At 71.7% G+C, this 13,684-nt stretch carries 11 protein-coding genes and 1 pseudogene; 9 read left to right on the forward strand and 3 right to left on the reverse strand.

The genetic code is table 11. From position 1 onward, the window contains the following. Positions 1–270 (forward strand): annotated as a pseudogene (locus tag IEY93_RS36565) (ATP-binding protein); the annotation flags it as partial. Here IEY93_RS36565 and IEY93_RS36570 read toward each other — a convergent pair. Both IEY93_RS36570 and IEY93_RS36575 read right to left on the reverse strand, forming a co-directional pair. Beyond that, positions 252–1,238: an SIS domain-containing protein gene (locus IEY93_RS36570; protein ID WP_189167753.1), complete on the reverse strand. Its 987-nt coding sequence runs from the start codon at positions 1,236–1,238 to the stop codon at positions 252–254. The pseudogene IEY93_RS36565 and the gene IEY93_RS36570 overlap by 19 nt on opposite strands. After that, a complete protein-coding gene (locus IEY93_RS36575) occupies positions 1,235–2,326 on the reverse strand; it encodes an aminoglycoside phosphotransferase (RefSeq protein WP_189167754.1) in 1,092 nt (363 codons plus the stop codon). Before IEY93_RS36575 ends, IEY93_RS36570 begins: the two co-directional genes overlap by 4 nt. A 222-nt stretch (positions 2,327–2,548) precedes the next feature. Between IEY93_RS36575 and IEY93_RS36580 the strand changes: the two genes are divergently transcribed. From IEY93_RS36580 to IEY93_RS36595, 4 genes are read left to right on the forward strand one after another with little or no spacing between them, the layout of a single operon-like run. After that, a complete protein-coding gene (locus IEY93_RS36580; RefSeq protein ID WP_189167755.1) occupies positions 2,549–3,682 on the forward strand; it encodes a polyamine ABC transporter substrate-binding protein in 1,134 nt (377 codons plus the stop codon). A gap of 10 nt (positions 3,683–3,692) precedes the next feature. Then, positions 3,693–4,631, forward strand: a complete 939-nt coding sequence (locus IEY93_RS36585; protein ID WP_229691769.1) for an ABC transporter permease — start codon at positions 3,693–3,695, stop codon at positions 4,629–4,631. Beyond that, positions 4,624–5,397 carry an ABC transporter permease gene (locus tag IEY93_RS36590; protein ID WP_203968515.1) on the forward strand — a complete coding sequence of 258 codons (774 nt, stop codon included), beginning with the start codon at positions 4,624–4,626 and terminating at the stop codon, positions 5,395–5,397. Before IEY93_RS36585 ends, IEY93_RS36590 begins: the two co-directional genes overlap by 8 nt. After that, on the forward strand, positions 5,394–6,452 hold the full coding sequence (locus IEY93_RS36595; protein ID WP_189167756.1) for an ABC transporter ATP-binding protein: 1,059 nt from the start codon (positions 5,394–5,396) through the stop codon (positions 6,450–6,452). Before IEY93_RS36590 ends, IEY93_RS36595 begins: the two co-directional genes overlap by 4 nt. 77 nt (positions 6,453–6,529) lie before the next feature. Here the strand turns inward: IEY93_RS36595 and IEY93_RS36600 are convergent, their stop codons facing one another. Next, complete coding sequence (locus tag IEY93_RS36600) at positions 6,530–7,141, reverse strand: TetR/AcrR family transcriptional regulator (RefSeq protein WP_189167757.1); 612 nt, start codon at positions 7,139–7,141, stop codon at positions 6,530–6,532. A gap of 135 nt (positions 7,142–7,276) precedes the next feature. On the opposite strand from IEY93_RS36600, the gene IEY93_RS36605 reads away from it, so the two are divergent. From IEY93_RS36605 to IEY93_RS36620, 4 genes are all read left to right on the forward strand, one after another. After that, positions 7,277–8,569, forward strand: a complete 1,293-nt coding sequence (locus tag IEY93_RS36605) for a glycosyltransferase (RefSeq protein ID WP_189167758.1) — start codon at positions 7,277–7,279, stop codon at positions 8,567–8,569. A 62-nt stretch (positions 8,570–8,631) separates the two neighbouring features. Further along, positions 8,632–10,059 (forward strand): aminobutyraldehyde dehydrogenase, encoded by a 1,428-nt coding sequence (locus IEY93_RS36610; RefSeq protein ID WP_189167759.1) that lies wholly within the window; start codon positions 8,632–8,634, stop codon positions 10,057–10,059. Positions 10,060–10,299: 240 nt separating this feature from the next. Then, positions 10,300–13,461 carry a sensor histidine kinase gene (locus IEY93_RS36615; RefSeq protein WP_189167760.1) on the forward strand — a complete coding sequence of 1,054 codons (3,162 nt, stop codon included), beginning with the start codon at positions 10,300–10,302 and terminating at the stop codon, positions 13,459–13,461. Next, positions 13,458–13,684, forward strand: a 227-nt coding sequence (locus IEY93_RS36620; protein ID WP_189167761.1) for a roadblock/LC7 domain-containing protein, incomplete at its 3' end; no start/stop codon positions are given. The genes IEY93_RS36615 and IEY93_RS36620, both read left to right, overlap by 4 nt.

Here is a 13,684-nt window from a genome sequence, read left to right on the forward strand (position 1 = left end):
GTGGTGCTGGTGGACACGCGGCGTCTGGCCGACTGTTTCCCGGCGATCGACTACTTCGAGGAGGCCGGGCTGCCCTTTGTCGTCGGCGTCAACGGCTGGGACGGCCACTTCCCGCATGTGGAGCAGGAGGTCCGCGACGCGCTCACCCTTGCCCCGCACATCCCGATCGTGCGCACCGACGCGCGCTCCCGGGACGCGGTGAAGTCCACCCTGATCACCCTCGTCGAGTACGTCCTCACCCTGCGCTCGGCCTACGGCCGCACGAGCTGACCGCTCCGCCCGGCCGCGTCCGACCACCAGCGCGCCGCGACCAGTTCGGCGACGAGGGTCTCGGTGAGCAGGGCGACGCCCGGGTCGTCGTCCCCGGCGTACCTGATCGTGAGGGCGGCGCCGCGGGCCGTGCCGCCCACCGCCAGCACCGCCGAACCCCGTGACCGTATCCACTCCATCGCCTGCTCGTCGTAGCGGGAGCCGGGGAACAGGATGGCCCGGTAGTCCAGGGTCTTGGTGAGGTACACGTCCACGTGCGCCCAGTCGCCGGTCTCACACGCGTCCGCGGGGCGGCGCGGCCCCTCGCGCAGCATGAGCGCCGACTGCTCGGCCGAGGACAGCCGCTCGGCCGGGGCGATGGCGTAGACGCCGTGCGGCCCGTCTAGCAGGGTCAGCGCGTCGCCCAGCCAGGCGTCCCGGCGGTCCAGCAGGTCGGCGCTCGCCTCGGCGGCCCGGCGCACCAGCCCGGGGATGTCCGCCGCGGCCCCGGTCAGCCGGGCCTCCAGCGCCAGCAGCAGTGCCAGCGTGTGCTGGAAGGTGCGGCAGGCGACGCCGCCGCGCTCCTCGCCCGCCGCCATGTCCACCACCAGGTCGGCCCCCTCGGTCACCGGCGAGCCCGGGACGTTGGTGAGGGCCAGCACCGTGGAGCGCCCGCGGTGGCGGTCGAGCGCGTCGAGGGTCTCCCGGCTGCCACCGGTCGCCGAGATGGCCACCACCAGCGTGTCGCGCGACGGCGGATGCCCGAGCGCGGCCGAGGCGTACTCGGCGACCGCGTCGACCCCCGCGGCGCGTAGCCGCAGCGCCGCGACCCCCGCGGCGTACCGCGAACTCCCCATCCCGAGGAAGACCACGCGGCGCACCTCCCGCGGCAGCGGCGCGAACGGGTCGCGCTCCTCCAGCGTCGCGGCCAGCGCGCTCAGCGCGGCCGGCTTCGCCGTGAGGTCGGCCAGATACAGCTCGGGGTTCACACGATCTCCTCGGCGGGAACGGTGGAGGCGGCGGAGGGCACGTCGCCGGAGAATCGGGCGCGCAGCACGCCCATGGGGGCGTAGCGCCAGCGGGGCAGGTGCAGGGCGGCGTAGATCAGCTCGCGGCACTCCTGCTCGATCTCGAACGGCCCGAGCAGCGACTCCTCCAGCAGATGGGCCATGCCCCGGGCGGCCAGGCCCGCGCGGTAGGCCGACAGCAGGCCCGCACGGGCGTCGCCCGCCCAGGCCAGGGCACGCGCCGGATCGGCGCCGCGGCGTTTCACCGCCACCTGTGCCACGTGCTCCAGGCTGGTGGCGAGCTGGGCGAGGTCGCGGGCGGCCGGCTGGAACGGGTCGGCGCCGGTGACCGTCGGGTTGCCGTCGAAGTCGATGACGGCGTACCCGCCGCGCCAGCGCAGTGTCTGGCCCACGTGCAGGTCGCCGTGGATCCGGATGATCGGAGTGCCACCCGCCCGGCCGAGCGGCGCCAGGCGGCCGGCCAGCGTGGCGGCCTGCCGGGCGAGCCAGTCGCCGTCCGCGCCGCCGGTCAGCTCCAGCGCCCGTGCCAGGGCCGCGCGCGCCCGCACGGCCCACCCGTCGCCCGGCGTCGCCTGCCGCACCGGGTCGGGGAAGGCGGGCGAGGGGGTGGCCATCGCGGCGTGCAGGCCGGCGGCCAGGCTTCCGAGGTCGGTGGCGAAGGCCGTGCGCCCGGCGACCGCCTCGTCCACGCACCACTCCCACCCGTCGGCGGCCTCGGGCAGGTAGGCGGTGACCAGGGCGACCAGGGTCTCTCCGCCGGTGGCCGAACGCCCGGTCAGCGCGGCGTAGGGCAGCGCGGTCGCGGTGAAGCCGACCGCGGTGAGGTGGGCGAACATCTCAGGCGCGGGCTGGGGGAGCGGCGCGGGCGGGGTGAGCCACTTGACCACGACCCGCTCGTCCACGACCACCGAGTGGTTGGTCTGGTCGACGTCGAACCCGCGCTCGCCCGCCGTGGCCGCGATCGGCGGCAGCGGATGGAACCGCGTGACGGCCTCCCCGCCGGGCGGCTCGGCGCCGGAGGACAGGGCGGCGACGACCGCCGCGGTCACGCCGTCTCCGGCCTCCGGCGTTCCCGCGCGCGACGCTGGGCCGTCAGAAGCTGTTGAACTCGGATTCAACTCGACAACCAAACTACGAGCTAACAATGTCGGGGAAAGTCTTGCTCATGTTGATGTGTGCTGCAACACTCCTGGTTTGGTCTGCCGTGCGAAGGTCAGGCACCGCGGTCTTTCTCGTACCACAGAACCTTCAGAACCTAAGGAGTAGCGGCCGTGTCCCGAACCCGGTACACCCGTCATCTTCCGGCGGCGGTGGTCGCCGCCGGTCTTGCGCTCGCCCTAGCGGCCTGCGGCGGCAGCTCGACCAGCGCCGACGGCACCGCGCCGAGTGCGGCGGCCGACCAGCTCAACCCGAACGCGGACCTGAGCAAGCAGTCGCTGACCATGTCCATCTGGCCGGACTACAGCCCCAAGGACCTGCCGCAGCAGGTGCAGCAGAAGCTGGGCTTCCCGCTCAAGGTGGCCCTGCACGACACCAACGAGATGGCGATGGCCAAGCTCACCGCCAACGCCGACAGCGGCGTCGACGTGGCGTTCGTCTCCGGTCAGTACGCCCAGGCGCTCAACGAGCAGGGCCTGCTCGAGCCGCTGCACCCGGAGCTGATCCCGAACCTCGCCAACCTCTACCCCGAGGCCGCGCAGCTCTCCTTCGACAAGGGCAACAAGTTCTCGGTGCCCTACACCTGGGGCACGACGGGCATCTGCTACCGCAGCGACCTGGTGAAGACGCCGCCCACCAGTTGGAACGATCTGCTCACCCCCGCGCCCGAGCTCAAGGGCAAGGTCACCATGATGACCACCGAGCGCTGGCTCGCCCTGCCGGCGCTGAAGGTCATGGGCGCCTCGATCAACACCACCGACGACAAGCAACTCGGTCAGGCCAAGGAGATGCTCGTCAAGGCCAAGGACGCCGGCATGCTCTACGACGACACGACGTTCGGCGCCAAGCTGGACAAGGGTGAGGCCGCGCTGGTGGAGGCGTGGGACGGCTGGTGCCCGACCACCAACCCGAAGATCAAGTTCGTGGTGCCCAAGGAGGGTAGCGACCTCTGGTCGGACACCATGGTGATCATGAAGACCTCCAAGAACAAGGAGGCCGCCCACGCGTTCATCAACTACATCCTCGACCCGGCCGTGCACAGCTGGGTGGCCGAGAACATCCTGTACAAGGTGCCCAACAAGGCCGCCATGGACCTGTTCGCCAAGAACAACAAGGCGATGCTGGACTCCAACGCCCCGCTGCAGATGACCCCGGCCGAGCTGCTCAAGGGCGAGTCCATCGTCGACCTCGGTGAGGCGTCCACCAAGTACACCCGCCTGGCCACCGAGATCTCCGCCAACCAGTGATGGTCGCGCGTTGACTACCGAGCACGACATCGCACCACCCGGCGCGGCGGCCCGTCCCACCACGGGACGGGCGCCGCGCCGGCCCCGTGCCCTCGGCGGGGCCGCCGCGCGGCTGGCGTTCCTCGGCCCGGGCATCGGCTACCTCATCGTCCTGCTGATCGTCCCGCTGGCCCTGATCGTCGGTTACACGGTGTTCCGGCGCGGGCGGTTCGGCGGAGTGGTGTACGAGGCCACCACCGAGAACTTCACCCGCCTGTTCGACCCGCTCTACTTCGACATCGTGGTGTCCTCGGTGCGCACCGCGACGCTGACCACGCTCATCGCCCTGCTCATCGGCTACCCGACGGCTTACGTGATCGCCGGGCTGCCGCGGAAATGGAAGACGATCGCGCTGGTCGCGATCGTGCTGCCGTTCTGGACCAACTTCCTCATCCGGGTCTACGCGTGGGTCATCCTGCTCAGCGGGCCAGGCCTGGTCAACGAGACGCTGACCGGCGCCGGGCTCATCGACGAACCCCTGCAGCTCCTCTACAACCAGGGCACGATCGTGACCGGCCTGCTGTACTCCTACCTGCCGCTGATGGTGCTGCCGCTGTACGCGGCGATCGAGCGCCTGGACCCGCAGCTGCGCGAGGCGTCGGCCAACCTCGGCGCCCGTCCCGTCCGGACGTTCTGGTCGGTCACGCTCCCGCTCACCCTGCCCGGTGTGCTCACCGGCTGCGTCTTCGTGTTCGTCCCGTGCCTGGGCAACTTCGTCATCCCGGAGATCCTCGGCGGCGGACGGTCGATCATGGTGGGCAACCTGATCAGGGACCAGTTCCTCAAGGCGCGCGACTGGCCGTTCGGCTCCACCCTGGCCCTCGCGGTGATCGCCGTGCTGGTCCTGCTGCTGTTCGTGCAGGCCTGGGCCGCGCGGATCAACGGCGGAGCGGAGGACCGTCGTGCCTAGGCGCCGGCTGATCTACGTGCCCTTCTGGGCCACCTACGTCTTCCTCTACACGCCCATCGTGGTGCTGGTGGTGATGTCGTTCAACGCGGGCAAGTCGCCGTACGTCTTCGAGGGCGTGAGCCTGAAGTGGTACGGCGAGCTGGCCGGCGACGACACCGTCCTGCACGGGCTGGTCAACACCCTGATCGTCGCGGCCGGCAGCACGGTGCTGTCCACCGTGCTCGGCACGCTGCTCGCGGTCGGCATGGCCCGGCACAGCAGGTCGCGGCTGCTGGACGCGCTCGGCCTGCTGCCGGCGGTGCTGCCCGACCTGGTGCTGGCCATCGGCCTGCTGGTGTTCTACGCCGCGGTGAAGATGACCCTCGGCCTGCACTCGGTGATCCTGGCCCACACCGTCTTCGGCCTGGCCTTCGTCGCCGCCGTCGTGCGCACCCGCCTGGTCCACGCCGACACCTCGCTGGAGGAGGCGTCGCGCGACCTCGGCGCCTCGCCGCTCACCACGTTCGTCCGCATCACCCTGCCCACCCTGGCCCCCGGCATCGCCGCCGGAGCGCTGCTGGCGTTCACGCTCTCCCTCGACGAGTTCGTGATCGCCTTCTTCACCGCCGCCCCGACCGAGCCGACCCTGCCCATCGTCATCTACTCGATGGTGCGCTTCGGGGTCACCCCTGAGATCAACGCGCTGGCGACGATCCTGCTCGCGGTGAGCTTCACCGTGATCATCGTCGCCCAGCGGATGACCCGACTGACGGAGTCCCTGTCATGAGCGCTGTGCCCGACGCCCCGCCGCGGACGCTGGTGGGCATCGAGGGCGTCTCCCGGCGATTCGGCGAGGTCGCCGCCCTCGATGACGTCTCCCTGGACATCCGCCAGGGCGAGTTCTTCGCGCTGCTCGGCCCGAGTGGCTGCGGCAAGACCACGCTGCTGCGCATCCTCGCCGGCTTCGAGGCGCCGGACGCCGGACGGGTCACGCTGGACGGCGCCGACCTGCTCGCGCTGCCCGCCCACCGGCGCCCGGTCAACCTGATGTTCCAGTCGTACGCGCTGTTCCCGCACATGACGGTCGCCGGGAACATCGCCTACGGGCTGGAGCGCGAGCGGCTGCCGCGCGCCGAGGTCAGGGCCAAGGTGGAGGAGGTCCTCGCCACGGTCGGCCTGTCCGGGCAGGCGGGCCGCCGCCCCCATCAGCTGTCGGGCGGCCAGCGGCAGCGCGTCGCGCTCGCCCGGGCGATCGTCAAACGGCCGCGGCTGCTGTTGCTGGACGAACCGCTGTCGGCGCTGGACAAGAAGGTCCGCGCCGAGATGCAGCTGGAGCTCAAGCGGCTGCAGCACGAGGTCGGCATCACCTTCGTCGTGGTCACCCACGACCAGGAGGAGGCGATGTCGCTGGCCGACCGCATCGCCGTCATGGAGGCGGGCCGGGTGCAGCAGGTGGACCAGCCGGTCCGCCTGTACGAGCGGCCGGCCACGCCGTTCGTGGCCGGATTCATCGGCGCCAACAACCTGTTCGAGGGCACCGCCGCGGGGGACGGGCTGGTCGTCCCCGCACTCGGCACGCTGCCGGGCGGCGGCGGTCTCGCGGCGGGGACGCCCGCCCTGCTCGGCGTGCGGCCCGAGTCGGTGCGGCTCGGCGAGGCCGGCATCCTCACCGGGACGGTCGCGGACGTGAGCTTCTACGGCGGGGTGTCGCACATCGCGGTGCGGGTGCCGGGCCACGACCGGCCGATCCTGGTCGCGGCCCAGGGCGCGACCAGGGTGCGGCCCGGCGCCGAGGTCGGCCTCGGCTGGTCGGCCGCGGACGCCGTCCTGATCGCCCGGTGACGGCCGTGCTCGGCGTTCCGGGCCGCCCGCGAGCGGCGACGCGGCCGTACGGCCGGCGCCGGCGTGGCGGGCCCGGCTCAGCCGGTCGCCTCCAGCGGGTTGCCGGTGACGGTCCTGGCGTAGCTCAAGATGAGCTCCGCCGCCTCGTCCGGGCCGATCACCGGATGCCGGGCCGTGATGCGGTAGCCGTAGGCGTCCTCCAGCGCCACCAGGTTCCTGGCGATGGTCAGCGAGTCGCCGATCAGGGTGAACACCCCGAGCGCGGCCCCGGTGTCCAGGATCGACTGGTACATGGCGACCTGCCGGTCGTACAAAGTGGTGAGCAGGACGGCGTACACGCGGTTGCGGGCCGCGGCCCCGCCCAGCTCGTTGAGCAGTCGCACCCCCGGGTCGTCCGGCCCCACCGGAAGGCCCGAGCGGACGGTGACCACGAGCTTCTGCACCGGGTCGCCGCACTGCGCGATGCGCTTGACCCGCAGTTCGTAGAAGCGCTCCATGCCGGCGTGGTGGGCCTCGACCAGCAGTTCGCCCAGGTCGGGGTAGTGGTAGAGCACCGCCCCCGACGTCAGCCCCGCCTCCTCCGCGACGTGGTTGAGATGGACCCCCTGGGTGCCGTGCCGCAAGATCGCCCTGCGGGCGGCCTCGATGAGGTCGACCCTGCGGTCGGCCCGGCTCTTGCGCGCGCTCATGCCACCCCTCCCGTTGCACCCGTTGTTGAACCAGGAGTCTAAAGCTCGACCTTGACTCCAGACCATGAAAACCTGGCTGTTGACCCACCTACCCGTCAAGCATTTGAATCATTCTTCAAAATCGATGGAGTACCGATGGCCACCATCTTGTTCGTGCCGGAGAGCGCCTACGGGCCGACCAACAACTGCATCGGCATCGGGGACATCCTGCGCCGCCGCGGCCACCGCGTCGTGTTCGCCGCCGAGGCGTCCTGGAAGGGCAAGCTGACCGCGCTCGGCTTCGAGGAGGACCTGGTCGACCTGGCGCCGCCGGCCGAGGAGGAGCAGGACGCCGGCCAGTTCTGGAAGGACTTCATCCGCGACACCGCACCGGAGTACCGCAAGTCCACGCTGGAGCAGCTCGAAACCGTCACCAAGCCGATCTGGGACGCCCTGATCGACGGGGTGAAGTACTGCGAGCCGCGGCTCAAGGAGATCGTCGAGCGGGTGAAGCCGGACGTCATCGTCGAGGACAACGTCATCACCTTCCCCGCCCTGCTGACCGCGGGCCGTCCGTTCGTGCGCATCGTCTCCTGCAACCCGCTGGAGGTGAAGGGGGAGAGCGTCGCGCCGGTGTTCAGCGGCCTGCCCGCCGCCGACCGGAGCGAGTGGGAGGCGTTCCGCGCCGAGTACGACCGCACCCACCGGGAGATCTGGACCGCCTTCAACGAATGGGTGGTCGAGCAGGGCGCGCCGGCGCTGCCCGACCTGGAGTTCATCCACGAGGGCGACCTGAACCTCTATGTCTTCCCCGAGATCGCCGACTACACCGGCGACCGGCCGCTCGGCCCCACCTGGCACCGCCTGGACTCCTCGGTCCGCGAGACCGACGAGGAGTTCGAGCTGCCGGCCTCGCTGGCGGACGGTGCGGGGGCGCTGGTGTACTTCTCGCTCGGCTCGCTCGGCTCGGCCGACGTGGAGCTGATGCAGCGGGTGATCGACGTGCTCGGTACGACGCCGCACCGCTACATCGTCTCCAAGGGCCCGCTGCACGAGGAGATCAAGCTGGCCGGCAACATGTGGGGCGCCGAGTTCGTGCCGCAGACCAAGATCATCCCGCTGGTGGACCTGGTCATCACGCACGGCGGCAACAACACCACGACCGAGGCGCTGCACTTCGGCAAGCCGATGATCCTGCTGCCGCTGTTCTGGGACCAGTACGACAACGCCCAGCGCATCGACGAGCTCGGCTACGGCGTGCGGCTGTCGACCTACACCTTCGCCGACGAGGAACTCGTCGGCGCGCTCGACCGGCTGCTCGGCGACACCGCGCTGCGGGCGCGGCTGGCCGAGGCCGGCGAGGCGATCCGCCGGCGCGACGGCCTGCGCAAGGCCGCCGACCTGATCGAGGTGGCCGCGGCGAGCTCCACCGGCTCCACGTCCGCCTGACGCTCCATCCGGTCCCCGCCTTCCGCGGGGACCGGCCGCACCACCTTTGAAAGAAGCACGTGATGACCAGGACCCCCATCGACCCCGCCACCGAGAAAGCCCTCACCGAGGTGCCCGACACGCCCGCCGGGGAGGTGGCCGCCGTCGTGGCCCGGGCGCGGGAGGCGTACCTGGAGTGGTCGCAGGCCACACCCGCCGAGCGCTCGCGCGCACTCCTGCGTCTCGCCGACCTGGTCGAGGCCGACGCCGACGAGCTCACCCGGCTGGAGGTCACCCAGACCGGCAAGCCCGCCACGGTGTTCCGGGACGGCGAGTTGCCGTTCGCGCTGGACAACCTGCGCTTCTTCGCGGGAGCGGCGCGCAGCCTCTCGGGCACCGGCGCCGGCGTGCTGAGCGCCGGCTACACCTCGGTGCTGGTGCGCCGGCCGGTCGGCGTGGTGGCCTCCATCGCCCCGTGGAACTTCCCGCTGATCATGGCGGTCTGGAAGCTCGGCCCGGCGCTGGCGGCCGGCAACGCCGTGGTGATCAAGCCGGCTCCGCAGACACCGGGCACGACGTCGCGCCTGGTGGAACTGGCCGCCGAGGCGGGCTTCCCCGACGGTCTGCTGCACGCCGTCACCGGGGACGCCGAGGTGGGAGAGGCCCTGGCGGGCGACCCGGGCGTGGACATGATCAGCGTGACCGGTTCGACGGCGACCGGCCGGTCGATCATGCGTGGCGCGGCGGGCGACCCCGCCGGCCGTTCCGGACTCAAGCGGGTCCACCTGGAGCTCGGCGGCAAGGCGCCGGCGCTGGTCTTCGCCGATGCCGGGCTGGCCGAGATGGCGGCGGGCGTGGCGATGGGCGCCACCTACAACACCGGGCAGGACTGCACGGCGGCGACCCGCGTGTACGCCGAGGCCGAGGTGTACGACCAGACGGTGGACGCTCTGCGGGAGGCGCTCGCGAAGATCACCGTGGGCGACCCGTGGGACCCGGCCACCGACATCGGCCCGCTGATCTCGGCGGGCCACCGCGACCGGGTGCACGGGTTCGTCGAACGCGCTCGCGCGGGCGGCGCCCGGCTGGTCACCGGCGGCAGGCTTCCGGAGGGGCGCGGCTTCTTCTACCCGCCGACGCTGATCGCCGGTGCCGCGCAGGGCAGCGAGATCGTCCAGGACGAGGTTTTCGGTCCGGTGGTCGTCGTACTGCCGTTCTCCGGTGAGGACGAGGCGGTGCGGCTGGCCAACGACACCCCCTATGGCCTCGCGTCGTCGGTGTGGTCGCGGGACGTCGCGCGGGCGCTGCGGGTCTCACATCGCCTGGACGTGGGAGTTACCTGGGTGAACGACCATCTGCCGATCGCCTCGGAGGCGCCGCACGGCGGGGTGAAGGGCAGCGGCTTCGGCAAGGACATGAGCGAGGAGGCCGTCCTGGAGTACTCGGTGACCAGGCACCTCATGATCAAACATGCGCCTTCGGAGACTCGGGAGGGCTTCCGGCCCGCATAGTTACGGAAGCGAGTTGGGGGCTTTATACCCCTAAGTCGCTGTTTGTTGTTGTTTGTCCATCGTTGTGCTGTTGGCCGATCTGGTAGGGGTGTGCTGCAATTACCATCGCCTGATGGATGTCTCGGACGTCTCATGCGCCTCGCGCGTGACGTACCCCCCTGCACGCCAGGCTCGGTGAGAGGTTGCGTAAATTCAGTGAGGATCAACCCACCCCGGGGAACCCCGGGGGCAGATGACCGTGTGGAGCGGTCCGAGCCGTCCGCGAAGCGCACTCCGGGCACCGGCAGCCGGCTGCTGCTGAAGAACTGGCGGGTGCGCTCCCGCCTGATCGCCCTCATCATCATCCCGACCATGGTCGGTGTCGTCCTCGGTGCCGTGCAGCTCGCCAACGCGGTCGCCACGTCTTCGGAGTACGGCCGCCTCACCGAGGTCGCCCTGCTCGTCCAGAAGATCGACACTCTGGTCCACGAGGTGGACAGAGAACGCGACCTCACCGCCTGGTACCTGGCCGACGGCCGGCGCCAGGCGCGGCTGAAGAAGGTACGCGCGCAGCAGGCCGTGGTCGACCAGGCCAGAGAGCCGGTGCTCGCCGCCGTCGCCGCACTCGACCCCTCGCACACCGCCCGCGTGCGCGCCGAGGCCGAGCAGATCCGCCTGTGGCTGGAAGGCCTGCCCGGCCTGCGCGGCCGTATCACCGCCGGCGTCCCCTCACGAGCCGCGCTCGGCATCTACTCACGGCTCATCGGCGTGCTCACCACCGTGCAGAGCGAGCTCGGCTCCTCCGGCAAGGACCAGCGCCTGTTCGGTGACGCCATCGCCCTCGGCGCCCTGAGCCGGGCCAAGGAAGAGGTCTCCCGCCAGCGGGGCCTGATGACCGTCGGACTCACCACCCTCGGCAGCTACGGCGGCGGGTTCGACTACGACGACTTCGTCGACTTCCCCGGCTCGTGGAGCCGCCAGGAGACCGAGACCGCCACCTTCCTGTCCGAGGCGCGGCCCGAGGACGCCAAGTTCTACAACGAGACCGTCCGCGGCCAGCAGGTCGACAAGGCCGACTGGATGCGCGCCCTGGCACTGGCCCAGCTCCGCCAGTTCAAGGAGATCCAGGACCTCGACCCGATCAGGCGCGACGACACCACCATCTGGTACACCTCCACCAGCGCGGTCGCCGACCGCATGCGCAAGGTCGAGGAGCGGCTGGTCGGCTCGGTCGTCCAGCAGAGCCAGGCGCTGCAGGCCGACGCCGAACGGCAGGCGACCATCTCGGGCGCCGTCATCATCGTCCTGCTGCTGCTGGTCCTCGTCATCACCGCCGTGGTCGCGAGCTCGCTGACCCGGCCACTGCGCCGCCTGCGCGCCGAGGCGCTGGAGATCGCCGGCAGCCGGCTGCCGCAGACCGTCCAGCGGCTGCGCGAGGGCGGCGACGCGGCCCCCGTCGCCGACGTGGTCCCCATCGGCGTCGACTCCCGAGACGAGATGGGAGAGGTCGCCCGGGCCTTCGACGAGGTCCACCGCGAGGCGATCCGCCTGGCCGGCGACGAGGCCCGGCTGCGCAGCAACGTCAACGCCATGTTCGTCAACCTCTCCCGGCGCAGCCAGACGCTGGTCGAGCGCCAGCTCAGCCTGATCGAGGGCCTGGAGCAGGGCGAGGAGGACGAGACCCGTCTCGGCAACCTGTTCAAGCTCGACCACCTGGCCACCCGCATGCGCCGCAACAGTGAGAACCTGCTGGTCCTCGCCGGCCAGGAGACCGTGCGCAAGTGGAGCGAGCCGGTGCCGCTGGTCGACGTCTGCCGCGCCTCACTGTCGGAGGTCGAGGGCTACGAGCGCGTCGACGTGCGCGTGGAGCCCGGCACCGCCGTCATCGGCCAGGCCGTCAACGACGTCGTCCACCTGGTCGCCGAGCTGGTCGAGAACGCCGTCTCCTTCTCCCCGCGCGAGACCAAGGTCGTCATCACCAGCAACCGCGTCGACGGCGGCGGCGTGATGCTCTCGGTCAGCGACGCCGGCATCGGTATGACCGCGGAGGAGGCCTCCGAGGCCAACTGGCGGCTGTCCAACCCGCCGGTCGTGGACGTGTCGGTCTCCCGCCGCATGGGCCTGTTCGTGGTCGGCCGGCTGGCGCTGCGCCACCACATCAAGGTGCAGCTCCGCGGGCAGGACAACGGCGGGCTGGTCGCGATGGTCATGCTCCCCGAGGGGCTGCTCTCCACCCCCGGCGCCCCGCGCATCCCCGGTCTGCCGGCCGAGTCGGCCGACGCCGGCATGTTCGCCGGCCCGGCGCAGTCCTCGTCGTTCGGCGGTGGCTTCGCGGCCGCCTCCCCGGGTCTCGAGGCTCCCGCGCGCGGGATGCGGGCCCCGGTGTTCGGCGCCGACGACCCCGGCGTTCCGGTCGGTCCGGGCCCCGTCAACCGCGGCCCCTTCGAGCGCGGGCCGTTCGAGCGTTCGCCGCTGCCCACCCGCGACCCGTTCGAGCGCCCCCCGGCCGCAGCGCCCGGCTCGCCGTTCGCCAACACCCCGCCCGCCGGGCGCGCCGCCGCCGACCAGGGGCCGTTCGGCCAGGACGCGGTCAACGTGAACGACCTCTTCGACCGGTACTTCGACCCCAACCCGCCCATCGACACCCCCTGGCCGGCCGACGTGCCGGCGCCGGGGAGCGACGTCGCCGAGAGTGCTTCCTGGTCGCCGGACCCGGCCGACGGGGACACCGCGTCCTGGCCCGCCTTCGGTTCCGGCCCGGCCGGCCCGGCGAGCGGTCCGAGGCCGATGGCCGGTGCCGGCCCGGTGACCGGCGGCGCGGCCGGTCCGATGAGCGGACCGGTGGGGCCGGTGACCGGCGGCGGTGCGCCGACCGCCTCGTTCGGCGCGGTGACCGACGACCACACCGGCCCGCTGCCGGTCGTGCACAGCTCGCCGCTGGACGGGGGCGAGGAGTTCCTGCCGATCTTCGCCGCGGTGGAGTCGGACTGGTTCCGCCGCTCCGACATCCCGCAGACCCCGGCCGGGCCGGGCACCGGGCCCGCCGCCGAGCCGGCGGCGCCTCAGCCGCTGGAGCCGCGGGCCGAGGAGGTCGTCGTACCGGAACCGGCCGAGGGCGGAGGCTGGTCCTCTCCCGCGGACGCGGGCTGGCACGCGGCCAAGGCGGCGAGCGATCCCTCGCTGGGCGGGATCACCTCCTCCGGGCTCCCCAAGCGGGTGCCCAAGGCCAACCTGGTGCCGGGTTCGGCCGACCCCGGGCCCTCGGTCTTCAGCCCGCAACCCTCGCTGTCCCCCGACCGGGTGCGCAGCCGCCTGTCGAGCTTCCAGCAGGGCGTGCGCAAGGGGCGGGCGGTCGCCCGCGGTGAGCAGAACGACGACTTTGCCGCCAATTGGAACGCTGACCGTAACAAGGAGGACTCGTGAGGGAGCTGAGCCAGGCCGCCCGTGGAGTCAACTGGTTGATCACCGACTTCGTGAACAATGTGCCCGGCGTGGCGCACACGGTGGTGGTGTCCGCCGACGGGTTGCCACTGGCGTATTCGGAGGGGTTCCCCAAGGACCGGGCCGATCAGCTCGCGGCGGTGGCCGCGGGTCTGATCAGCCTGACCCAGGGTGCCTCCCGGGTGTTCGAGGGTGGCGCGGTCAC

The sequence above is a fragment of the Sphaerisporangium melleum genome (assembly GCF_014646695.1).
Lineage (GTDB): Bacteria > Actinomycetota > Actinomycetes > Streptosporangiales > Streptosporangiaceae > Sphaerisporangium > Sphaerisporangium melleum.

Bases quoted from the DNA above. Each gene is read 5' to 3' on its own strand.
- IEY93_RS36595 (WP_189167756.1), top strand. From the start codon at position 5,394: ATGAGCGCTGTGCCCGACGCCCCGCCGCGGACGCTGGTGGGCATCGAG.
- IEY93_RS36600 (WP_189167757.1), bottom strand. From the start codon at position 7,141: ATGAGCGCGCGCAAGAGCCGGGCCGACCGCAGGGTCGACCTCATCGAG.
- IEY93_RS36605 (WP_189167758.1), top strand. From the start codon at position 7,277: ATGGCCACCATCTTGTTCGTGCCGGAGAGCGCCTACGGGCCGACCAAC.
- IEY93_RS36610 (WP_189167759.1), top strand. From the start codon at position 8,632: ATGACCAGGACCCCCATCGACCCCGCCACCGAGAAAGCCCTCACCGAG.